Raw genomic sequence first — 20,789 nt, forward strand, 5'->3', positions numbered from 1 at the left:
AAAAAAAAAAAAAAAAAAAAAAAAAAAAAAAAAAAAAAAAAAAAAATAAAAAAAAAAAAAACTTCCCTGTTCCTTCACTTGCGCCGCCTCAGCCGAGCGCCGGTGGCTCCCCGGTCGGTGGCTCCCCCGTCGGCGCCTCCCCGCGCTCCACCGCCGCGATCTGCGCGAGCCGGCGCGCGTGCGCCCCGCCCCGGAAAGGGGTCGTCAGCCACGTCTCCGCGACCTCCAGGGCCCGTGCGGGCGGGAGGGTCCTCGCCGCCAGGACGAGGACGTTGGCGTCGTTGTTGCCGCGCGAGACGCCCGCGTTCCACACGTCGTGGCACAGACCCGCGCGGATGCCGGGGACCTTGTTGCACACGACGGTCTCGCCGAGACCGCTGCCGCCGAGGACGATGCCGCGCGCGGCCCGCCCCGCCGTCACCTCCCGGCACAGCGCCCAGCACAGCGGCGGGTAGTCGACCACGGCGTCCGCGTCGCTCCCGTACGCCCCGAGGTCGTGCACCGCGTACCCCCGGCCGCGCAGCCACGCGCTCAGCGCGGCCTTGAGCGCGAGGCCGTTGTGGTCGGCGGCCACGGCGATCCGGTCCGCTGCCACGCCCTCAGCCCACCAGGTCGAGGGTGCCGGGATCGAAGAGCGATTCCAGGGCGGGCGCGCGCTCCAGGATGTGCTGGTCCACGGCGTGCCGCAGGAGCGCGTCGAGCACGTCGCGATTGGGCGCGAGCCCGTACGGCAGCGGGTCCGCGCCCGTCACGGCCATCACCTCGCGCAAGGTGCGGTCCTGCGCCGAGGGCTCCGCGAGCGGGCCGCGCGGCCGCTCGACGTAGCCGCGCTTGGCGCGGGCGAAGGCGTGGAAGAGCTCGGCGCCCGCGTCCGGGTGGGCGCGCAGGACATCGTCGCGCACCACGACCAGGTGGTTGACGGGCCAGTGCCCGCGCTCGCGCAGCGCCCGCAGGCCCGCCTCGCGCGCGTCCGGGATCAGCGTGCGCACGCCGGGCGCCGCGGGCGGCGCCCCGATCGTGGCCGCGACCTCCCCGTCCAGCAGCCGTTCCCCGAGGCTCCGCGTGCCGCGCATCGGCCGGACGTGGGGCGGTGCCTCGAAGGCGGTGACGTGCTCGTCGCCCGAGAGCACCCAGGTGATCCTGTCGAGATCGACGCCGTCCTCCTCGGCGAGCACCGCGCGCGCCCACACCCCCGTCGTGACGGTGTACCCGCGGTTGACACCGACGGCCCGCCCCTCCAGGTCCTTCGGCTCGCGGACGCCCGAGGCGGGGTCCACCAGCACCGCGCCGTGGTGGAAGTCCCGGACGAGGAAGACGGGCAGAGCCGTGAAGCGCACCCCGTGCGCCTTGGCGACGAGATACGTGGTCACCGCCATCTCGCTCACGTCGTAGGCGAGTTCGCGGACCATGCGGCGGAAGGCGTGGACGAGGACCGGCACCTCGTCGAAGTCGAGGGCGAGGCCGTGCGGGCGCACCTCACCGCTCTTGAGGGCCTCGGTCGCGCCCTGCGTGCGCGTGACGGTCCTCAAGCGGGGCGCGGACGAGGGGCTGTGCGGCGGCGGTACGGCCATGGGGCGACTCGGCTCTCTCGCGGAGGGACGCGGACGGGGACGCTCGGTGATGACCCGAAAGGTAGCATGGTCAGACCATCAGTCCATAGAGTAGTGTGCCGCGCGAACGCCCCCGGGCACGCCCCGGCGGCGAGCTTCCGAGGACGAGGAGAGACACCATGAGCGAGCAAGTGCTCGCCGCGGTGCGCACGGCACCCGGCACCACGGAACTGCGGGAGTTCCCCCTCCCCGACATCCCGCCGGACGGGGCGCTGCTCAAGGTCGAGATGGCCGGGATCTGCGGCACCGACGTCAAGATGTACGGGAAACCGCCCTTCCCGGACCCGGTGATCATGGGCCACGAGAACGTCGGCGTGATCGCCCGCGCGGGGAGCGAGTTCACCGCCCGCAAGGGCCTGCGCGAGGGCGACCGCGTCTTCGTCGAGCACTACGTCGGCTGCTTCCGCTGCGCCTGGTGCCACGCCGGCGAGTACCGCCACTGCGAGTACACCGACTGGCGCACCAACCCCGACGCGCGCCGTTACGGCTACACCTCCGCCGAGCGCCCGTACCACCTGTGGGGCGGCTTCGCCCAGTACCTCTACCTCCCGTGGAGCGCCGTCACGCACCGCGTCCCCGACTCGGTCACCCCCGAACTCGCCGGACTCGTCACGCCGTTGTCCAACGGCATCGAGTGGGCCCTCAACACCGCCGGGGTCGGCTACGCCTCGACCGTCCTCATCCAGGGCCCCGGGCAGCAGGGACTCTCCCAGGTCGTCGCCTGCAAGCAGACGGGCGCCTCGCTCATCATCGTCAGCGGCACGACCCGCGACGCCGCCCGCCTCGGCCTCGCCCGCGCCCTCGGCGCCGACCACACCATCGACGTCACCGCCGCCGACCCCCTCGAACAGGTCCGCGCGCTCACCGGCGGACGCAGTGCGGACGTCGTGCTCGACTGCACCGCCGGAGCGGGCACGGCCCCCGTCCTCCTCGGTATCGACGCGCTCAAGCGCCGCGAGGGCACGATGGTCGTCCAGGGCGAACTCGCCGCCTTCCCCGGCTTCCCGCTCAAGAAGCTCACCGAGAAGTCCATCGCGCTCAAGAGCGCCCGGGGCCACGGCTACCGAGCCTGCGAACTGGCCCTCGAACAGCTCGCCTCGCGCCGCTTCCCGCTCGAACGGCTCGCCACGCACAGCTTCCCGCTCGCCGAGACCGACCGCGCCCTGCGCACCGTCGCGGGCGAGTTCGACGACGGCGAGGGCGCCGGAGCCGTCCATGTCTCCCTGCTGCCCTGGGCGGAGGCCGCGTGAGCCTCGTCGTCCGCAATCCGCCCCGCGCCCCGCTCGCCCAAGCCGACGCGCTCGCCGCCCTCGGCGTGGCCACCGTCCACGAGGCCCAGGACCGCACCGGCCTCCTGGACCCCGCGCTGCGCCCCGTCCACCCCGGCGCCCGCGTCTGCGGCACCGCGGTCACCGTCAGCGTGCCGCCCGGCGACAACTGGATGATCCACGTCGCCGTCGAGCAGTGCCGTCCCGGCGACCTCCTCGTCGTCGCCCCCACCTCGGCCTCGGCGGCCGGGTACATCGGCGAACTCCTCGCGACCGCGCTCGCCGCGCGCGGGGTGCGCGGCGTCGTGATCGACGCGGGCTGCCGCGACATCGCCGAACTGCGCGCGATGGGCTTCCCCGTCTGGGCCCGGCACGTGAGCGCGTACGGGACCGTCAAGGAGACCCTGGGTGACGTCAACGTCCCCCTCGTCTGCGCCGGCCGCCTCGTCACCCCGGGCGCCCTCGTCCTCGCCGACGACGACGGCGTCGTGGTCGTCCCGCGCACGCGCGCCGCGGAGGTCATCGACGCCTCGCGGGCGCGGGAGGCGAAGGAGGAGACCTCCCGCGCCCGCTACCGGGCGGGCGAGCTGAGCCTCGACACCGGCGCCATGCGCGAGCGCCTGGCCGCGAAGGGCCTCACCTACCGCGACCACGCCGAGGCGGAGGGACCGCGCACGTGATCATCGACATCCACGGCCACTACACCACCGCGCCGGGACAGCTCGACGCCTACCGCCGGGCCCAGCTCGCCCGCCTCAGCGGCCCCGCGGCCCCCGTCCCCGCCTTCGCCGAGCCCTCGGACGACGAGTTGCGCGTGAGCGTCGAGGAGCGGCAGCTCGCCGTGCTCCGCGCCCGGGGCGGCGACATGATGCTCTTCTCGCCCATAGCGTCCGGCATGGAGCACCACGTCACCGACCAGGCCACCGCGGACGCCTGGGCCCGCGTCTCCAACGACCTCGTCCACCGCGTCGCGACCCTCTTCCCCGCCCACTTCGCGCCTGTCTGCCAGCTCCCGCAGACCCCGGGCGGCCTCCTCGCCCCCGTCGTCGCCGAACTGCGCCGCTGCGTCACCGGGCTCGGCTTCGTGGGCGCCAACCTCAACCCCGACCCCGCCGGCGGCCGCTGGGACGGACCCCCGCTCACCGACCCGTACTGGTACCCGCTCTACGAGGCGCTGTGCGAGCTGGACGTGCCCGCGATGGTCCACGTCTCCACCTCCCTGAACCCGCACTTCCACACCCTCGGCGCGCACTACCTCAACGCCGACACCGCCGTCTTCACGCAACTCCTCACGAGCGACCTCTTCACGCGCTTCCCCCGCCTGCGGCTCGTCCTGCCGCACGGCGGCGGCGCCGTCCCCTACCACTGGGGCCGCTACCGGGGGCTCGCCGCGCGGCTCGGCGTACCCGGCCCCGAGACACTGCTCGGCAACGTCTTCTTCGACACCTGCGTCTACCACCAGCCCGGCATCGACCTGCTCACCCGGGTGCTGCCCGCCGGCAACATCCTCTTCGCCTCCGAGATGCTGGGCGCGGTACGCGGCGAGGACCCCGCGACGGGCGTCGCCTGGGACGACACCGGGCACTACCTCGCCCACGCGGGTCTCGCCCCCGACGACCTCGCGCGCGTCCAGGAGCACAACGCCCGCCGCGTCTACCCCCGCCTCGACGCCCTCCTGCGCGCGCAGGGGCGCTGACCCGGCGTAGGACGAAGGCCCCCGCCCGCTCACGCGGGACCGGGGGCCTTCGCCGTGCGCCGGGGGTCAGGCCGCGGCCGGGGTTTTCGGGGTGCCGGGGGCCGGGAGCGCGCGCTTGAGCGGGACGGCGGCGTCGGCCGCGACGCCGGGCGGGATCGTGTGGCCCCCGGCGAGCGCCTTGCGCACCACCATGTAGTCCGCCGGACTGTTGACGCAATCGGCGGCGAGCAGCGCGCCCGCCCGGTAGTAGAGGACGCTGAACCGCTCGCTGTCGGCGTCCCCGCGCACGACAGTCGTGTCGTGACCCGCGCTCAGCCCGGCGATCTGGAGCTTGAGATCGCCCTGGAAGGACCAGAACCACGGCACCTGCGGCCCCGGCGCGGGCGCCCCGCGCATCGAGGCGGCGGCGCTCGCCTGGGCCACCGCGTTCTGCACCGACTCGATCCGCACCCGCCCCTCGCCGGTCTGCGGGTGCGGCGCGACGGCGCAGTCCCCGGCGGCCCACACCCCCGGGCGGCTCGTGCGCCCGGCGGCGTCCACGACGATGCCGCCCGCGCACGCGAGCCCCAGCCGCCCGGCCAGAGAGGTCCTGGCGACGGCCCCGGCCCCGACGAGCACGAGGTCGGCGGGGAGTTCCCGCCCGTCCGCGAGCCGCCCCCCGGCGCCCTCGGCTAACGAACTGGTGCGTGATTGCGGTTGAGGCGTGTTTGCCTGATCAGGGGCGTGGTTACGCGTTGGCGGTTCGGTCGGAGACGAGGCCGGCGATGGCCCGGTAGGTGTCGGGCAGGGCCTCTCGCCGGTGCGTCCAGCGGGTCAGCTGTTTCCAGCGTTTGTGGTCGGCAAGCGCGTGCTCGACGGTGATGCGCTTCGATGAGTGTCGGTGCCGGGCCTCTTCTCTGGCGGCGTGCACGTGCGGCAAAGCGATCTTGTTTGGTTTTCTGGGCGGTGTGATCGCCTGGCCGGGGTGATCACGCCGGAGACCGAGGTAGCCGTCGTCCAGAAGCACTTCCACGTCCGGGAAGTGCTGGAAACAGGTTCCGATACCTTCGTTGCGTGTGGCGGTCGCATCGTGCATCCGGCCTGGCCGCAGGGCGTCGGTCCAGAGAGTGCGGCCCTGATGGTCGGCAACGACAGTGGCCTTCATCGTGTTCTGCTTCTTCTTGCCCGAGACGAACGCCCGGCGTCCGCCGCGGCCGGCTGCGGGCCGGCGGACCTGGATCTCGGTGGCATCCAGCCGCAGCTCGATGCCCTCGGCCTGGGCGTAGGCGAACACATCCGCCAGGGTCCGAAGCCGCAGGCCAGGACGGTCAGGGACCGCGCATCCGCGTTCGGCCAGGAGCCCGCGCATCTCTCCGACCGCGCGGGTAACGGTGGAACGGTCGACACCGGACAACAGGGCCAGGACGGAGTGCGGGAGATCGTGCCGCAGGTGAATCAGCGTGACGACCAGCCGGTCGACGAACACCAGCCGATGCCGGGCACCGGCCCCCGCCTCACGTTTCCTGGCCCCGCCGCGAGCCTCGTGACGACGCCCCTCAATCATGGCCTGCCACGGGCCAGCCAACTCCTCGACCAGGCAAGCCAGATGCTGCCGGGAGACACCGGTGAACAGCTGATGCGCGAGAACGTTCCGGTCGACCGTGATCACCACGGACTGGATCATCCCACCCTCGCGCGATCCCTCCCCAACCGCAATCACGCACCAGCTCGTAAGCCCGTGACGGCGGCCGACAGCAGGACACGGGTGCCGCGCCGCTCGTGCGCGGCCCGGTAGGCGGCCGAGACGGCGGGCGCGACCGCCCGGCCCATCAGCCGGGGCCCCGCCTCCACCACCGTGACGTCCTTGTCCCGCGCCCGCGCCGCCGCCGCGGTCTCCAGGCCGATGAACCCGCCGCCGACGATGACGACGCGACGGGCCGTCGCGAGCCGTTCGCGCAGCCGCTCGGCGTCGTCCCTGTCCCGCAGGGTCAGCACCCCGTCCAGCCCGGCCCCGGGCACGTCCAGGCGCCGGGGCGCGGCGCCGACCGTCAGGGCGAGCCGCGCGAAGCCCAGCGCGCGCCCGCTCGCGGTGCGCGCGGTACCGCCGTCGGCGGAGAGGTCCACGGAGGTGACGCGCTCGCCCGTGAGCAGGCCGATGCCCTGCTCGGCGTAGAAGGCGGGGGAGCGGAACGCGAGTGCCGACGGCTCCAGCGCGCCGCTGAGGTACTCCTTCGAGAGCGGGGGCCGCTGGTAGGGCGCGTACGGCTCCTCGCCCACGAGGAGGACGGGCGAGGTGTCGCCCGCCTGGCGCAGGGCCACGGCGAGCTGGAGCCCGGCCTGGCTCGCGCCCACGATCAGGGTCCCCTCGCGGCGCGGCGGGGTACCGGGGCGGTCCGCGGACGGGCCGGGCCCTGGGGGCTGGTGGTCGGACGGCATCACGGGGTCCTCTCCGGTTGACACTCCGTCAAGGTTTAACTGTCATACCATTCCGCCATCGAGGGGTGCCGTGACCGGAGGCCCGGACCGGTCCCGCCACCGCGCCCCGGCTCTGCACCGCGCCCCGGCTCTACGCCTCCGGCGGGAACTCCACCGCGAGGGCCACGCCTGGCCTGTTCGCGCGCGGCACCACGCGCCGCATGAGGTCGGTGAGCCGCACGAGCACGTACTCGCGCGCGAGCGCCTGCCGCGCCACCCGCCCCCCGGCCTCGTCCAGGACCCGGCCGGTCCCCTCGTACGTGCCCGCGCCTGCCGCGATCCGCCCGCGCACGTCGCAGGCGCGTACGGTCACGCGGCTCGTGTGCCGCAGCCGCTTGACCTTGCCCGCGTCCGCCTCGCTCCACGCGACGAGCCGTTCGCCCTCGACGGCCAGCCACACCGGCGTCGCGACGGCCACCCCGCTCCGGCGGTACGTGACGAGACTGACGTACTTCGCGGCGGCCAGTTCGGCGGGGACTCCCATGCGGCACACTCCTCGTTCGGGGCTCGTGAGGGGACGACTCTACGGACCCCGGGCCCCGTCGTGCGGGCAGGAGCCGACCCCCTGCCCGCCTCTCCGCTCAGGAGGCGTGGGGCCCTGCACGCGCTCGCGCCCGGCGGGGCGTCAGCCCGTCGCCACGACCACCGCCGCCCCCGTCGCGCCGAGCGGCGTGACGGGGGCGGCGGCAGCCCGCACCGGGAAGCAGGGCGTCCCGGTGCGGGCCCTTCGCAGGGGTGTTCAGGCGGCGACGGCCTTCTCCGGGGCGGGGTCCGTGCTGGTACGGCGGGCCGGCCAGGGGATGCGGACGCCGCACAGCGCGACCACGTAGGCGGCCCCCGCGACGCAGGCGAGCCCCCAGACCAGGCTGCTCGCGCTGGCCACGAAGCCGATCAGGGGAGGACCGGCGAGCAGCCCCGTCGTCCCCATGGCCGCGACGAGCGTGAGGGCGTTCCCGCCCTGCTGGGCGGCCGCCACGTACACGCAGGGGGTGACCGCCGCGACGCCGAGCCCGACGCAGGCGAAACCGGCGAAGGCCGGCCAGACGCCACCGGCGGCGAGTGCCAGGACGAGCCCGGACCCGGCCAGGGCGCTGCCCAGCACGACGACCCGGCCGTCGCCCCAGCGCTCGCGCCAGCCGTCGGCGCACAGGCGCGCGAGGACCATGACGCCGGAGACGACGGAGATCCCGAGCGGCGCGAGCTGTTCGGAGGCGTCGGCGACGTCGCGCAGGTACAGGGCGGACCAGTCGTTCATGGCGCCCTCCACGACGGTCCCGAAGACCATGGCGGCACACATCCACCACACGGCGGCACCCGGCAGCGTCCGGCGCCGCGGCTTCGCCTCCGCTTCCTCCTCCGCCGGAGCGGAGGACGCCGCGGCCTCCTCCGTCCCGGTGAGCAGGCCCGTCCAGGCGCCCGCGGTGAGCAGGACGAGAAGCCCGGCGGCCACGGCGAAGTGCGCGGTGAGCGAGGACGTCAGGAGGTGCACCCCGGAGGCCAGCACCCCCGCGAGGAAGGAGCCGCCGCTGAAGACGGCATGCAGCTTCGCCATCGTGTGCCGCTCGTAGCGTGCCTCCAGCGCCGCGCCCTGCGCGTTCATCGCCGTGTTGAGGCAGCCGACGAAGACGCCGTCGACGCACACCACCAGCAGCGCCACCGGGTAGTTGGGGGCGGCGGCCAGGGCGAGCAGGACGAGGGCCAGGGCCGTGGTCGAGAGCAGGGCGAGCCGGCGCGAGCCCAGTCGCCGCATCAGCAGCGCGATGAGCGGGAAGGACACGCAGGAGCCCACCCCCGCGGCCATCAGCAGGAAGCCGACCTCGGCTGCGTTCAGGCCGAGCCCGGATTTCAGCGCGGGGATGCGGGCGGCCCAGGTGGCGTACTGGAAGCCCAGGGCGCAGAAGAGCGCGGCGGTGGCGAACTGCCCACGCCGGAACGAGGGAACGGGGGAGGGCATGAGGTCAACTCCGCCTGTGTGGAGACTGAGGGGCAGGGGACACGGCGTGAGCCGGGGAAGGGTCCCGTGCCCCGAGGGAACGGGACATGTACACGGCTGACGCGCCGTAGTCGGTGACGGTCACGTGCGGGCGGGCGGTGTAGCCGAGCGTGGCCCAGAAGCGGTCGGCGCCGCCCACCGCGACGAGAGAGACGGAGGCGCAGCCCAGGGCCCGCGCGGTGTCCTCCACGTGCGCCACGAGGCGGCGCCCGAGGCCCTGTCCGCGCAGCGGCGGGCTCACGACGAGGTCGTGGATGTGCAGGTTGTCCCGCAGTGCGGTCGCCGCCTCCGTGCGCCCCCACGACGGAGGCCGGTGCGGCGGGCTGGGCAGGGCGAGCAGATAGCCGCCCACCGTCTCCGCCCCGGCGAGCACCACGAAGCACGTGCCGGGTGAGGCCGCGGCCTTCGCGCGGAGAACGGCGGGAGTCTCGGACAGCCCCAGCGGGGCGTACGCCTCGGCCTCCAGGGAGATGATCGCCTCCCAGTCCGCCACGACGAGCCCGCGGATCACGGGCCCGCCCGTCGCGCCCGCGGGCCCCGCCGCCGGGGAAGTCCCCGCCGCGTCGCTCTCGCTCACAGGCCGTCCCCTCGCGCGTCCGGCGAGGCGCCGGTGAGGACGACGGGGAGGGGGGAGAAGCCGTTGAACCCCCGCGTCGTGTAGCTCAGCGCGTACGCGCCGCAGGAGAGGATCTCGACGGGGTCGCCCGAGCGCAGATCGGCGGGGACCCGCACATGCCCGCGGTCGTGCGCGAAGGCGTCGTCGCTGTCGCACGTCGGCCCCGCCACGACCGCCGGGACCCGGGGGGCGGCGGAGGCGGTGGGGAAGCGCAGGCGGTACTGGAGGGCGTCCATCTCGTACAGGCCGTTGAACTTCCCGCAGCTCAGGTAGAGCCAGTGCTGGACGTGGCCGTCGGGCATGTGCCGCCGGGTCAGGCGCACGACGCGGGCCTGGATGGTGCCGTGGTCGGCGACCAGCCAGCGGCCCGGCTCCATGACGACGCCGAGGTGCCCGCCGTGGACGGAGCGCAGCCGTTCGACCCCTTCCCGGAGCGTGGCGAAGATCTTGTCCAGCGGCGGGTCGAGCGGCTGGCCGTCGGCATTCAGGTACCCCCGCGCGGGCAGGCCGCCGCCGAGGTTCACGTGGTCGAGGGTGATCCCCGCCGCGCCCAGCGACTCCAGCACCGCCGCGAGCCGTTCGCACGCGTCGCGCCAGGCGTCGGGGTCCATCTGCTGCGAGCCCACGTGCACCGAGAGCCCGGAGGGCACGAGACCGAGGCCGGCGGCCTCCCGCAGCAGCCGCACGCCCTCGTCCGGCGCGCAGCCGAACTTGTGCTTGAGGCCCCACAGGGCGCTCCCGCCCTCGACGGCGATCCGGCAGAACACCCGCGCGCCGGGGGCGTGGCGCGCGAGCGCGGCGAGGTCCTCACGGCTGTCCGTCACGAAGAGGCGCACCCCGAGGGCGTACGCCTCCGCGATGTCCGCGTCGGACTTGATCGTGTTGCCGTAGTGGATCTTCTCGACGGGGAACCCGGCGCGGAGCGCCTGGCGCAGTTCCTGCGGCCCGGCCGCGTCCACCCCGGCCCCCACGGCGGCGAGCGCGCGCAGCACCCCGTCCTCGGGAGCCGCCTTCATGGCGAACCGCACGGCCGCTGAGGGGAGTTCGCGCAGCAGCTCGGCATAGCGGGCGCGGACGCCGTCGAGGTCGTAGACGAGCCGGTCGTGGTCCCCGGGCCCCTCGGGCCCGGACAGCGGTGTGGACGTCATATCTCCTCCTGTGCGGCACGCAGCCCGGCGGGACCGGCCCGGCGCGCCCCGGCGACGAGGGCGGGCCAAGTGTCGATGAGCAGGGCGAAGTCCTCCATGTCCGCCCGGGCCTCCGCCGGAAGCGGCTCCCGCGAGCGGCGCAGGTGGCCGGCGAAATCGGCGTAGCGCCCGCCGAGCCTGCGGTAGGCGTCGTCGATCCGGTCGAGGCGCTCGACGTTCTCCGCCGGGTCCACGACGGCGGCCCGGCGCACGATGGCGGCCACCCGCTCCGCGTCGACCGTGCCGTCGGGGAGCAGGAGCGCCGAGCCCGCCCGGGCGAGGCCCGCGTAGGCGGGGTGGAGGTGCGCCATCGACAGGAGGAACTTCACGAAGCGCGTCTGGTAGGCGCGAAAGCCCGCGTCCGTACGGCGTTCGCCCGTGTAGTAGTTGACGATGTGCCGGTTGTGCAGGACGCCGGGGAGCCCCGCGTGGTGGACCAGGTGGAGGAGAAAGTAGTCGCTTCCTATGGTGTTCGTCGCCGGGGGCAGCGGGACGCGCGCGTGCACGTCCTGGAAGGCGATGTTGCACATGTCGACCCGCATCGGGTCGACCCGGGTCAGCAGCGCGTGATCGCCCTCGAAGGCGTCGTTGCCCGCGCCGAGGAAGGACTCGGCGACCAGCTCCCGCTTCTCCTCCTCGCTCGCGTCCGCCGGGGCCCACAGGCTCACCACGTCGTGGTACGCCTCGGGGTCCAGGGCGGCGATCTCGGCGATGTCGACGGACGGCGGGCCGACGAAGGACGCCCCGACCAGGGAGACCGCGCGGGCGGCCTCCACGGGGGAGAGGTCGCACTCGTCCACGGCGTCGGCCAGGTCGGCGGCCCGCGCGCCCAGCGCCCGCAGTTCGTGGTGGATCGGGAAGACCTTCTCGCCGCCGTACTCCTGGTAGCGGCTGTCGGAGTCCCTGCGGTGCACGGACACGCAGCCCAGCGCGAGGCTGAGGAGGAACGCCCGGTTCGTGCAGGCCCCGTAGGAGGGCGCGGAGGGAAGCATCAGGTCGAGCAGCAGCTCGGCCTTGGGGTCGCCCGTGCCGTCGAGCACGTGCCGCAGGAAGGCGCGCTGCTCGTCCTCGCCGAAGTGGTGGACGCAGACGCGGGCGGGGAGGCTGAGCTCCCGCAGCGCCGCCCGGTGCGCGGCGCGCGTCCGGGGGGCGCTGGAGTCGAGGACGAGGAGGTGGACCTCGACGTCGAAGTGCTCGACCGCGTAGGCCGCCTCCTCGGCGAGGAGGCCCAGCGTGGCCACGCACTCCCGGTCGGTCGGGAGGGTCAGGCAGACGCTGCGCACGAACCGGCCTCCTTGCTGTCCGCCTCCCGCCAGGAGCGCAGGCCGAGCAGGCGTTCTCCCAGTTCGTCCAGCTCGGGGCGCGGGTAGCGCTCGGCCTCCGGGCGTACGGCGTCGCCCAGCAGGGTGCCGTTCCAGGTGGGGGTGCTCAGGTCCCGCCACGAGTCCACCCGCGAGCGGCGCAGGTCCTCGTGCTGCTCCAGCGCGGGCATCATCGACAGGTACTGCACCGCGCGGGCCCCGCCGGTGGAGAGGTTGGGCGCCACGCCGTGCGCGAGGTGGCCGTTGAAGATGAGCAGGTCGCCCGCGCGCAGTTCGGGGCGCACGACGGGCATCTCGGAGCGGTCGATGGCCGGGCGGATCGGGTCGCGGTCGGCCGGCTGCTCGGCCTTCCACCGGTCGAACTGCCGGAAGAGCTCGGGGCAGCACTGGAAGCCGCCCTGCTCGGGCACCGTGTCGTTGAGCGCGAGGATGCCCTGGACGCGCTGCGGCGGGATGCCGCGCGTGCTGTCCACGTCCCAGTGCAGGTCGATGTCGAAACCGGTCGGGCGGAACTCGATCAGCGAGCGGTCACGCGTCTTGACGTTCGGCGGGTTGAGGTTCAGCCGGTCCAGGGTGACCCACAGCTCGTCGCAGTCCCAGACGTCGGCGAAGGCCTCGTACACCCGCCGGCGCTGCCTGTTCCGCCACATCAGCTCGTGGTGGTACGCCTCCACGAAGCCGTAGATGTGCAGCTCCTGGTCCAGCTCGGAGCGGTACTCGCGCTCGTCGTACCAGGTCTCGGGGCGTTCCGGGTCGAGCCCCTGGAACTCCCAGGCGACGTCGAGGAGACGCTCGGCGTCCTCGCGCGGGACGGCCTGCTCGACCACGACGTAGCCGTAGGTCTGCCAGAAGGAGAACTGCTCCTCGCTCAGCACGCGCAGCGGGCGCGTCTTGCGCAGCTCGCGCAGCGGGGTGGCGGCGAGGTAGGTCTCGCCGTCCGCGCTGAAGTAGGGACGGGTGGTGGCGGCACGGTGCAGATACGGGTCGGCCGTGGGCATGAGGGAACTCCAGGGCTTTGAGCGTGGGGAGGGCGAGGCGTCGTCCGGGCGCGCTGCCCTGACCAGGGCACACGGCGGACGCGAACGGCGGACGCGGGAGGGTGTGGAAGACGGGGGCGCTCGGTTCGGGACGGCGCCTCGCCCCCCACGTTGGACTAGACCAGCAAAGGCTGTCAACGTCTCATCCGTCACTGACGCCACATCATTTTCCTTACCGACCAGTACTTTCCGTATCGTCCCGTCTTCCTGTGTGACGAGGCGGTGAACGGTCGGACGATTTTGGTCCAGACCACTTGACAGGCCGCCTCGCGCCGCGTTGGCTCAAAGGTCCAGACCAGGAGGCGGCGCAGGGGACCCCCGGCCCGTCCACCGGCTGTTCAACACGCACCACGCGAAGGGCACCACATGCACAACGAGAAGGAGCTGCGCCGTCTCGCGCTCGGCGTTCTCCAGCCGGGCTTCGTCGGCACCACGGCGCCCGAGTGGCTCCTCGCCGCCATCCGCGACGGTCTCGCGTCCGTGGTGCTCTTCTCCCGCAACATCGAAACGCCCGAGCAGGTGGCCGCGCTCACCGCGCGCCTGCGAGCCGAGAACCCCGAACTCGTCATCGCCATCGACGAGGAGTCCGGAGACGTCACCCGCATCGAGTCCCGGACCGGTTCCACCCGCCCGGGCAACCACGCCCTCGGGTACCTGGACGACACCGCGACGACCCACGCCGTCGCCCAGGACCTCGGCCACACGCTGCGCGCGGCGGGCGTCAGCCTCGACTACGCGCCCAGCGCCGACGTCAACAGCAACCCGGACAACCCCATCATCGGCGTCCGCTCCTTCGGCGCCGACCCCGCCACGGTGTCCCGCCACACCGCCGCCTGGATTCGCGGTCTCCAGTCCGCCGGTGTCGCCGCCTGCGCCAAGCACTTCCCCGGCCACGGGGACGTCGCGGTCGACTCCCACCACGGCCTGCCCGTCTACGAGGCCACGGCGGAGACCATCGCCCGCGAGGCGCTGCCGCCCTTCCGCGCGGCCATCGCGGCCGGCGTCCGCGCGATGATGAGCGCGCACCTCCTCGTACCGGCCCTCGACCCGGACGTCCCGGCCACGCTCAGCCACCGCGTCCTGACCAACCTGCTCCGCGAAGAACTCGGCTACGAGGGACTCATCGTCACCGACGCCATCGAAATGGGCGCGGTCGCCGACCAGTACGGCATCGAGGGCGCCACCGTGCGCGCCATCGCGGCGGGCGCCGACGCGATCTGCGTCGGCGGCGAGAACGCGAGCCCGGACATCCCCGGACGCCTGGCCGACGCCCTGGTCGAAGCCGTCCGCACCGGCGATCTGCCCGCCGAGCGCCTCGCCGACGCGGCCCGCCGCGTGGCCGGGTTCGCCACCTGGTCGGCCACTCTGCGCCGCAACGCCACGGGCGCGCCCGACCCGTTCGTCGGCCACGACGCGGCCCGCCGCGCGATCAGCCTGACCGACGCCGCCCGCACCCGGCTGCCCCTGACCGGCGCCGCGCACGTCGTCGAACTGGCCCCGCGCACCAACCTCGCCATCGGCAAGGAGACCCCGTGGGGGCTCGCCGCGCCGCTGCGCGCCCGCACCGCCGCCACCACCTCGGTCCGGCTGGGGGAGGAGGACCTGCCTGCGGACGCCCCCCTGCCCGCCGAGGTGCTCGCTCCCGCCGAGGGACGCCCCGTGGTCGTCGTCGTACGGGACGCGGGACGGCACGCGTGGATGCGCAGGGCGCTGACGGACATCGTCCGTGCCCGCCCGGACGCCCTCGTGGTCGAGACCGGCCTGCCCGGCCCGCTGCCCGGCGAGGCGCACGTCATCACCCACGGCGCCTCCACCGCGTCCGCCCAGGCCGTCGCCGCGCTCCTCACCGACGGCGTCGCCTTCCCCGAGTACGAGACCCCGCAGGCGTCCCCGGCCGTCGCGGCCGCAGCGGACCTGACCTGAGCCCCGCCGCGACGCGTCCCTCCCCGCGGCGCCCGGCCTTCGCGTACGAGAGAAACGGGCGCCTGAGGGGGCGGCGGCGAGATTGGTGGCGGCGTCGCCGACCGTCCCTGGTCGGCGGTCCGCCGCCCGTTGCCGAATGCCCTGGCCCGCCACGATGCGCACCCGACGCTCTGCGCTGGGCGACAAGGCGCACGGCTCCGAGAAAGTCCGGTGCGCACTGCGCGAGCGCCGGATCATGCCCGTGATCGCCCGCGAAGGCCCGCGCGAACGTCAAGGGCAGGTCAAGGGCCCAGACGGCTCCGCTCCTTCGTTGAGAGGACCCTCGCGCCGCCGCGCCAGTGCGTGCGCTGGGGACGACGCCTCGAACTCCACGACGTCTGCGTCTCCTCGGCCCGCTGCCCGATCCGCCGATGCCGCCTCAAGAGAGCCCGTCCATGATCCCGCCACGACCTCTGAGGTGCGTTTTCCGCGAAATGGTGGGCACAAGCGAGGCGATGCCGCCCGGGCCGGGCGGTCGGTAGGCCGTCGCGCCGCACGGCGTACCGGCACGTCGGCGCCCGCGCGTCATCACCTGGACCGCGGTCGGCGCGGCAGGCATGGCCTCCCGGGAAGGACCGGTCCGCTGTGGGCGCCTGCCTCCCCTCCATGGCTGCCGGAGCCGTCATCAGACCTGAGGGAGCCCATGAGTTCTGCGCACATGATCGATGAACTGGACCGTCGGCTGGACGAGTGCCTGCGGGCCGATCAGCTCTTCCGCCCGGGCGACCCGGAGTACGCCGCGTCGACGGCGTTGTGGAACGGCGCGGTGGCCGCTCGGCCGGCCCTGGTGGTCAGGCCGCGCACCGGTGCGGAGACCGCCGCCGCGATCGGCGCGGCACGGGCCTCCGGCGCGGGGGTGTCCGTGCGCGGCGGAGGCCACGACTGGGCGGGGCGGGCGCTGCGCGGCGAGCTGGTGATCGACCTCGGCGCGTTGCGTGACGTACGGGTCGAAGGGGACTCGGCCGTCATCGGCGGGGGAAGCCGGGCCGGTGACGTGATAGCCGCGGCGGCACCGCACGGGATGAACGTCGCCGCGGGCACCGTCAGCGCCGTCGGCATGGCCGGTCTCTCGCTCGGGGGCGGCTACGGCCCGTTGCTCGGCACGGCCGGGCTCGCGGCCGACAACCTGCTCGAAGCCGAGGTCGCGCTCGCCGACGGCCGACTCGTCCCGACGCGGGACGAGCCCGAACTGCTCTGGGCGCTGCGCGGCGGGGGCGGGAACTTCGGTGTGGTGACCTCGATGCGTGTCCGGCTCCATCCCGACCGGGGGCTCGTCGGCGGCATGGTGATGTTCCCCTGGCAGGAGGCGCGGACCGTGCTCTCCGGTTTCGCCGGGCTGCTGACCGACGTACCGGACGAACTGACGCTCCTGCTTGAGATGACCATCGCCCCGGGGATCGGCCCCGCCCTCGTGGTCGTGCCGGTCTGGTCCGGTGATCCGCGGGGTGCCGACGCGTACCTCGGCCGGGTCCTGCGCCTCGGCACCCCGGCCGGCGGCACTGTGGGCCGGACCACGCAGAAAGAGCTGTGGGGGATGTTCGACCAGAGCGCCGCCGACGACATGCACTGGGATCTGCGCACCCGCAGCGTCGCCGCGCTCACCCCCGAGGTCATCGATCTCCTGACCGGCTGGGCGGAGGCCCGCCCCGGACCGGGAGCCGGGATCGGGCTGCGGCGGTTTCACGGCGCCGCCACACGCCGAGGAGCGCAGGACAGTGCCTTCGGCCTGCGGGAATTCCACGTGGCGATCGAGATCTCGGCGGGCCGCGGGCCCGAGGAGGACCCCGCTCCCTACGCGGACTGGGTGGACGCGGTCAGCGACGCCCTCGCACCCTTCGCCCTGCCGGGGGGCTACCCCAACTTCCTCCTGCCGGACCAGGAGGAACAGGTCGCGAACGCCTACGGCGCCCAGCCGGAACGCCTCGTCAGGGCCAAGGAGTTCTACGACCCCGAGCGCGTCTTCACCGCGACTCCGCTCCCCGACCGGGACATGCTGAAAACCCACGCGCGGAAGAACTGAACCGCACCGCACGCGAACCCCGAAGAGAAACCAGGAGGCAGCCGCATGGCAGTCTGGGAAATTGTCCGGATAACGGTTCCGGAGGGCGAACAAGAGGATTTCGAAACGGTGGTCCGACGCTACCTGCCGGCCCTCCAGGAGGAAAAGGGCTGCCTGGATCTCAAGCTCCTGCGCGCCACCGACGCGGAGGGAGCCCTCCTGCTGTGCGTCGCGTGGGAGTCGAAGGAATACCACACCGAGGTCTTCACGAAAACTGAGACCTTCGCCGAATTCGCGGGTGTCATGGCCCCGTACTTCGTCTCGCCGCCCGAGGCATTTCACGCCGAAGTCGTCATCAACGGCTTGGATTCCACGCGCTGATCACCTCGGGGATCGGGCTGGTGGCTCGCACAGCGCTCCTTTCGCTGTGCGAGCCACCGAGCCGTGCGTCCTGAGCGTGGTCTTTTCTGGGTTCGTGCGAGGCGGGAAACCGGCACCCGGCCGCTATGGGTCGGCACGTGGTCGGCACGGGTCCTGGGGGACCCGGGGCCGCCGACCGGACCCGCGACGCGTTGTAGGCTGTCGATGGAGCCCTCGACCTGTAAAAACGCAGGCGGGGAGCCTACTCGTGGGAGAGTGCCCGATGCTGCGAACCATGTTCAAGTCGAAGATTCACCGTGCGACTGTGACCGAGGCCGACCTGCATTACGTCGGTTCGGTGACCGTGGACGCGGATCTGCTCGACGCCGCCGATCTGCTTCCCGGCGAGCTGGTCCACATCGTGGACATCACCAACGGCGCCCGCCTGGAGACCTACACGATCGCCGGGGAACGCGGCTCCGGCGTCATCGGGATCAACGGCGCGGCGGCCCACCTCGTCCACCCCGGGGACCTCGTCATCCTCATGTCGTACGCCCAGGTCGAGGACGCCGAGGCGCGCGCTCTCGTACCGCGCGTCGTCCACGTCGACGCGGACAACAGGATCGTCGCCCTCGGCAGCGATCCCTCCGCCCCCGTCCCCGGCACCGCCGCCCGGCGCAGCCCCCGCGCCGTCCCCGCGCCGCACCACGCCTGAGGCGCGGCGCCCGTTCCCGCCCGGCCCGGCGGGGACGGCTCAGACCGGGGTCACCGGGCCCCTGCCGTGGCGTACCGCGAGACACGCGATGTCGTCGTCCAGCTTGCCCCTGCTCTGCCGCAGCAGCGCCTTGTGCAGCAGGCGCAGCAGCTCTCGCGGCATCACCCCGGCGGGCACCCGGCCCGCCCACCGCTCCAGGGGGAAGAACACGCCCCCCGGGCCCCGCGTCTCCGTCACCCCGTCCGTGTACAGCAGCAGGGTGTCGCCGGGCCCGAACGGCACCCGCTCCACCGTGTACGTGCTGCCGAGGATCTCCGCGAGGTTGATGGGCGGGGAGGCCGTGCGCGGGTCGAGACTGCGCGGAGCGTCCCCGTGGAAGAGCAGCGCGGGCGGGTGCCCGCAGTTCAGGAACGACAGGTGCGTGTCGCCGCGCGGGATCTCCACCAGGATCGCCGTCGCGAACTCCTCCGCGCCCGCCCCCGCCCGCGAGCGGCAGTAGCGGGCCATGCTCGTGTCCAGGCGCTCCGCCACCCCGGCGAGATCCCGCGCCTCGTACGCCACCTCGTGGAACGAGCCGAGCAACGCGGCGGCCACACCCACCGCGGGGAGCCCCTTGCCGCGTACGTCCCCGAGCAGGAGCCGCAGGCCGAACGGCGTGTCCGCCGCCGCGTAGAAGTCCCCGCCCACCTTCGCATGCGGCGCCGCCGCGAGGTACAGCGTGGCGATCTCCAGATCGGCGACATGCCGCGCCACCGGCCGCAACAGCACCTCCTGCGTCGTGTTCGCGACCGCCTCCACCTCGCTCAGCGTCCGCTCGCGCTGCGAGCGCAGCCGGCTCGTGTACGCGGCGGCGAGCGTCACGGCCACGATCGCGCCCGCCGTGAACATCGAGTCGTGGTCCCCCTCCAGCAAGGCGTAGACCAGCACCCCGAGCGCGCTCACCGCGCCGAGCAGCAGCGTCCCGCGCACCCGCCACAGCGAGGCCGCGAGCGCGGGCGCCACCGCGAGCAGGCGGGTGAAGGGAAGCTGAGGCGGCGTCAGCACCGCCACGAGGCCGATGGCCACCGTCAGCACGGCGGGCGCCAGGAGCACCGGGTCCCTCTTCCACGCCGCGACCCGCTTCGCTCCCGCACCCAGAACACGCATGAAAGGGATGGTAAGGAATCAAACCCCCCGGCCCGGGTGACGCGCGCCCCGCGCGCGCCGCCGCCCCCGCCGCGCGCGCCGCCGCCCCCGCCGCGCGCGCCCCTCGCTCCGCGTCCGGGACCCGCCCGAACGCGGCCCGCCCGGCGCCCCCGGACACCGTCCGCCGCCCCGCGCCCCCTCACCCCGCCCCGGCCCTTCGCGCCACCAGCACCCGCTCGCCGGTCTCCTCCCACCGCAACCCGCACTCGCCCAGCTCCTCCGCCAGCGCCTCCAGCGGCAGCATCCGGGTCAGGAACCGCTCCCCGCGCCGCCGCACTACGCGCTCCCCGCGCCGCACGGTGTACGTGAACGCCAGCTCGGCGCCCTCCGCGCACGCCGTCTCCCGCACCTCGCCCTCGTACGTGTCGGCCCCCACCCGGACCGGCGTGAACGCGGTGACCTCCGCCTCGCGCGGCGCCCGCGCGCGGGGGCGGTCCATCAGCAGCAGCCCGCCGGGGCCCAGGACCCGCGCCGCCGCCTCCCACAGCGCCCGGCGCGCCGCGCCGTCCAGGGTCGGCACGACGTTGTGGCACACCACCAACTCGGCTTCCCCCGCCGTGATGTCCGCCTCCGGCAGCGTCCCCGGGTGCACGGTCACGCGCGCCCGCCGATCCGCCCCGCACCGGGCGAGACGCGTCAGGAGCAGCGAGCGCATCACCGCCGAGGGCTCCACGGCGTGCACCGGCACCCCCGAGGCCGTGAGCGCCAGGAAGCTCACCGCCCCGCTCCCCGCGCCCACGTCCACCACCGCGCCCCGCGCCGCGGCGACACGTGCCCCGTACAGCCGCGCGACGAGCCTGCTGTCCCGCTCGGCCTGGAGGATGTCGTAGAACTCCGCCGTCGTCCGGTACGTGCCCTCGCACTCGCTCATGACGCCACCGTGCCCCCCGCCTGCCCGCTCGAACGGGAAGCGGGGCCGGACTCACCGCTTCTTGCGCAGCGACTCCGGCTTGTGGACCGCCCGCTTGCCGCTGCTGTCGCTCTCGACCTCGTACTGCGGCGCCGCCGGAGAGGCGTCCACGGTGCGCCCGGCGGCCTCCGTGTGCTTCTCGACCCTTCTTCGTCACCTCGCCCTGGACCTCCTGGCCGTGGCTGCTCCACACCACGTCGTCGCCGCGCCGCAGCTTCTTGTCCTTCTTCGCCATGGGGAACCGCCTCCCGTACCCGGCACGCCGGTGCGCGCCGTCCCGCCCAGCCTCCCGCACGCCGGGCCGCCGCGCGCCCCGGCGCCCTCACCCGGGCCCGCCCGGTCGCGCCCCCGCGCCGCCCGTGGTGGGCTGGAGCGCGGACGCACCCGCCCGGCGGGGTGGACGGCAGGTGCGGTCCGCGCACGAAGGACCTACGGCGGAACCGGTTTGGAGGCCCCCTGCGGCGCGGAACCCCGG

At 73.9% G+C, this 20,789-nt stretch carries 20 protein-coding genes and 2 pseudogenes; 7 read left to right on the top strand and 15 right to left on the bottom strand.

The window, feature by feature from the left end:
* Positions 1-88: 88 nt before the first annotated feature.
* Both SSBG_RS28730 and SSBG_RS28735 read right to left on the bottom strand, forming a co-directional pair.
* Complete coding sequence (locus SSBG_RS28730) at positions 89-595, bottom strand: RpiB/LacA/LacB family sugar-phosphate isomerase (protein ID WP_008749540.1); 507 nt, start codon at positions 593-595, stop codon at positions 89-91.
* Positions 596-599: 4 nt separating this feature from the next.
* Entirely contained in the window at positions 600-1,529 is a 930-nt protein-coding gene (locus SSBG_RS28735) for an ABC transporter substrate-binding protein (protein ID WP_234010686.1), read from the bottom strand.
* A 200-nt stretch (positions 1,530-1,729) separates the two neighbouring features.
* On the opposite strand from SSBG_RS28735, the gene SSBG_RS28740 reads away from it, so the two are divergent.
* From SSBG_RS28740 to SSBG_RS28750, 3 genes are read left to right on the top strand one after another with little or no spacing between them, the layout of a single operon-like run.
* Entirely contained in the window at positions 1,730-2,860 is a 1,131-nt protein-coding gene (locus SSBG_RS28740) for a zinc-dependent alcohol dehydrogenase (protein WP_037870845.1), read from the top strand.
* Complete coding sequence (locus SSBG_RS28745) at positions 2,857-3,558, top strand: 4-carboxy-4-hydroxy-2-oxoadipate aldolase/oxaloacetate decarboxylase (protein ID WP_008749543.1); 702 nt, start codon at positions 2,857-2,859, stop codon at positions 3,556-3,558. The genes SSBG_RS28740 and SSBG_RS28745 overlap by 4 nt, the downstream gene beginning before the upstream one ends.
* The gene (locus tag SSBG_RS28750) at positions 3,555-4,574 is read left to right on the top strand and encodes an amidohydrolase family protein (RefSeq protein WP_008749544.1); all 1,020 of its coding nucleotides are present in this window, start codon (positions 3,555-3,557) and stop codon (positions 4,572-4,574) included. The genes SSBG_RS28745 and SSBG_RS28750 overlap by 4 nt, the downstream gene beginning before the upstream one ends.
* A 66-nt stretch (positions 4,575-4,640) precedes the next feature.
* On the opposite strand, the gene SSBG_RS35200 is transcribed toward SSBG_RS28750, so the two are convergent.
* From SSBG_RS35200 to SSBG_RS28795, 10 genes and pseudogenes are all read right to left on the bottom strand, one after another.
* The gene (locus SSBG_RS35200; RefSeq protein WP_234010785.1) at positions 4,641-4,970 is read right to left on the bottom strand and encodes an oxidoreductase C-terminal domain-containing protein; all 330 of its coding nucleotides are present in this window, start codon (positions 4,968-4,970) and stop codon (positions 4,641-4,643) included.
* Positions 4,971-4,997: 27 nt separating this feature from the next.
* A pseudogene (locus tag SSBG_RS35205) lies at positions 4,998-5,213 on the bottom strand (FAD-dependent oxidoreductase); the annotation flags it as partial.
* 88 nt (positions 5,214-5,301) lie between these two features.
* The gene (locus tag SSBG_RS28760) at positions 5,302-6,237 is read right to left on the bottom strand and encodes a transposase family protein (protein ID WP_008744639.1); all 936 of its coding nucleotides are present in this window, start codon (positions 6,235-6,237) and stop codon (positions 5,302-5,304) included.
* A gap of 32 nt (positions 6,238-6,269) precedes the next feature.
* Entirely contained in the window at positions 6,270-6,989 is a 720-nt protein-coding gene (locus tag SSBG_RS28765) for an NAD(P)/FAD-dependent oxidoreductase (RefSeq protein WP_037872145.1), read from the bottom strand.
* A gap of 130 nt (positions 6,990-7,119) precedes the next feature.
* Complete coding sequence (locus SSBG_RS28770; RefSeq protein ID WP_008749548.1) at positions 7,120-7,512, bottom strand: PPOX class F420-dependent oxidoreductase; 393 nt, start codon at positions 7,510-7,512, stop codon at positions 7,120-7,122.
* Between the two features lie 255 nt (positions 7,513-7,767).
* The gene (locus SSBG_RS28775) at positions 7,768-8,982 is read right to left on the bottom strand and encodes an MFS transporter (protein WP_008749549.1); all 1,215 of its coding nucleotides are present in this window, start codon (positions 8,980-8,982) and stop codon (positions 7,768-7,770) included.
* A 4-nt stretch (positions 8,983-8,986) separates the two neighbouring features.
* A complete protein-coding gene (locus tag SSBG_RS28780; protein WP_037870846.1) occupies positions 8,987-9,598 on the bottom strand; it encodes a GNAT family N-acetyltransferase in 612 nt (203 codons plus the stop codon).
* Positions 9,595-10,785 carry a type III PLP-dependent enzyme gene (locus tag SSBG_RS28785; RefSeq protein ID WP_008749551.1) on the bottom strand — a complete coding sequence of 397 codons (1,191 nt, stop codon included), beginning with the start codon at positions 10,783-10,785 and terminating at the stop codon, positions 9,595-9,597. Before SSBG_RS28785 ends, SSBG_RS28780 begins: the two co-directional genes overlap by 4 nt.
* Complete coding sequence (locus SSBG_RS28790) at positions 10,782-12,107, bottom strand: DUF6271 family protein (RefSeq protein ID WP_037870848.1); 1,326 nt, start codon at positions 12,105-12,107, stop codon at positions 10,782-10,784. Before SSBG_RS28790 ends, SSBG_RS28785 begins: the two co-directional genes overlap by 4 nt.
* The gene (locus SSBG_RS28795) at positions 12,089-13,144 is read right to left on the bottom strand and encodes a phytanoyl-CoA dioxygenase family protein (RefSeq protein ID WP_037870850.1); all 1,056 of its coding nucleotides are present in this window, start codon (positions 13,142-13,144) and stop codon (positions 12,089-12,091) included. Before SSBG_RS28795 ends, SSBG_RS28790 begins: the two co-directional genes overlap by 19 nt.
* Before the next feature lie 405 nt (positions 13,145-13,549).
* Between SSBG_RS28795 and SSBG_RS28800 the strand changes: the two genes are divergently transcribed.
* The 4 genes from SSBG_RS28800 (at position 13,550) to panD (ending at position 18,219) form a co-directional block, all read left to right on the top strand.
* Entirely contained in the window at positions 13,550-15,106 is a 1,557-nt protein-coding gene (locus SSBG_RS28800) for a glycoside hydrolase family 3 protein (RefSeq protein WP_008749554.1), read from the top strand.
* A 682-nt stretch (positions 15,107-15,788) separates the two neighbouring features.
* On the top strand, positions 15,789-17,165 hold the full coding sequence (locus tag SSBG_RS28805) for an FAD-dependent oxidoreductase (protein WP_008749555.1): 1,377 nt from the start codon (positions 15,789-15,791) through the stop codon (positions 17,163-17,165).
* Between the two features lie 45 nt (positions 17,166-17,210).
* On the top strand, positions 17,211-17,525 hold the full coding sequence (locus SSBG_RS28810) for a putative quinol monooxygenase (RefSeq protein ID WP_008749556.1): 315 nt from the start codon (positions 17,211-17,213) through the stop codon (positions 17,523-17,525).
* 262 nt (positions 17,526-17,787) lie between these two features.
* Positions 17,788-18,219, top strand: coding sequence for an aspartate 1-decarboxylase (gene panD / locus SSBG_RS28815; protein WP_008749557.1), 432 nt, complete (start codon positions 17,788-17,790; stop codon positions 18,217-18,219).
* A gap of 39 nt (positions 18,220-18,258) precedes the next feature.
* On the opposite strand, the gene SSBG_RS28820 is transcribed toward panD, so the two are convergent.
* The 3 genes and pseudogenes from SSBG_RS28820 to SSBG_RS28830 all read right to left on the bottom strand — a co-directional run bounded on the left by SSBG_RS28820 (position 18,259) and on the right by SSBG_RS28830 (position 20,549).
* Positions 18,259-19,365 (bottom strand): PP2C family protein-serine/threonine phosphatase, encoded by a 1,107-nt coding sequence (locus tag SSBG_RS28820; RefSeq protein WP_008749558.1) that lies wholly within the window; start codon positions 19,363-19,365, stop codon positions 18,259-18,261.
* Positions 19,366-19,543: 178 nt separating this feature from the next.
* Entirely contained in the window at positions 19,544-20,275 is a 732-nt protein-coding gene (locus SSBG_RS28825) for a class I SAM-dependent methyltransferase (protein WP_008749559.1), read from the bottom strand.
* Positions 20,276-20,326: 51 nt separating this feature from the next.
* Positions 20,327-20,549 (bottom strand): annotated as a pseudogene (locus SSBG_RS28830) (DUF2945 domain-containing protein).
* Positions 20,550-20,789 lie beyond the last annotated feature (240 nt).

Origin of the sequence: Streptomyces sp. SPB074, assembly GCF_000154905.1 — a bacterium.
Taxonomy (GTDB): Bacteria; Actinomycetota; Actinomycetes; order Streptomycetales; family Streptomycetaceae; genus Streptomyces.

Bases quoted from the DNA above. Each gene is read 5' to 3' on its own strand.
- SSBG_RS28740 (WP_037870845.1), top strand. From the start codon at position 1,730: ATGAGCGAGCAAGTGCTCGCCGCGGTGCGCACGGCACCCGGCACCACG.
- SSBG_RS35200 (WP_234010785.1), bottom strand. From the start codon at position 4,970: ATGCGCGGGGCGCCCGCGCCGGGGCCGCAGGTGCCGTGGTTCTGGTCC.
- SSBG_RS28760 (WP_008744639.1), bottom strand. From the start codon at position 6,237: ATGATCCAGTCCGTGGTGATCACGGTCGACCGGAACGTTCTCGCGCAT.
- SSBG_RS28765 (WP_037872145.1), bottom strand. From the start codon at position 6,989: ATGCCGTCCGACCACCAGCCCCCAGGGCCCGGCCCGTCCGCGGACCGC.
- SSBG_RS28770 (WP_008749548.1), bottom strand. From the start codon at position 7,512: ATGGGAGTCCCCGCCGAACTGGCCGCCGCGAAGTACGTCAGTCTCGTC.
- SSBG_RS28775 (WP_008749549.1), bottom strand. From the start codon at position 8,982: ATGCCCTCCCCCGTTCCCTCGTTCCGGCGTGGGCAGTTCGCCACCGCC.
- SSBG_RS28785 (WP_008749551.1), bottom strand. From the start codon at position 10,785: ATGACGTCCACACCGCTGTCCGGGCCCGAGGGGCCCGGGGACCACGAC.
- SSBG_RS28795 (WP_037870850.1), bottom strand. From the start codon at position 13,144: ATGCCCACGGCCGACCCGTATCTGCACCGTGCCGCCACCACCCGTCCC.
- SSBG_RS28800 (WP_008749554.1), top strand. From the start codon at position 13,550: ATGCACAACGAGAAGGAGCTGCGCCGTCTCGCGCTCGGCGTTCTCCAG.
- SSBG_RS28805 (WP_008749555.1), top strand. From the start codon at position 15,789: ATGAGTTCTGCGCACATGATCGATGAACTGGACCGTCGGCTGGACGAG.
- SSBG_RS28810 (WP_008749556.1), top strand. From the start codon at position 17,211: ATGGCAGTCTGGGAAATTGTCCGGATAACGGTTCCGGAGGGCGAACAA.
- panD (WP_008749557.1), top strand. From the start codon at position 17,788: ATGCTGCGAACCATGTTCAAGTCGAAGATTCACCGTGCGACTGTGACC.
- SSBG_RS28820 (WP_008749558.1), bottom strand. From the start codon at position 19,365: ATGCGTGTTCTGGGTGCGGGAGCGAAGCGGGTCGCGGCGTGGAAGAGG.
- SSBG_RS28825 (WP_008749559.1), bottom strand. From the start codon at position 20,275: ATGAGCGAGTGCGAGGGCACGTACCGGACGACGGCGGAGTTCTACGAC.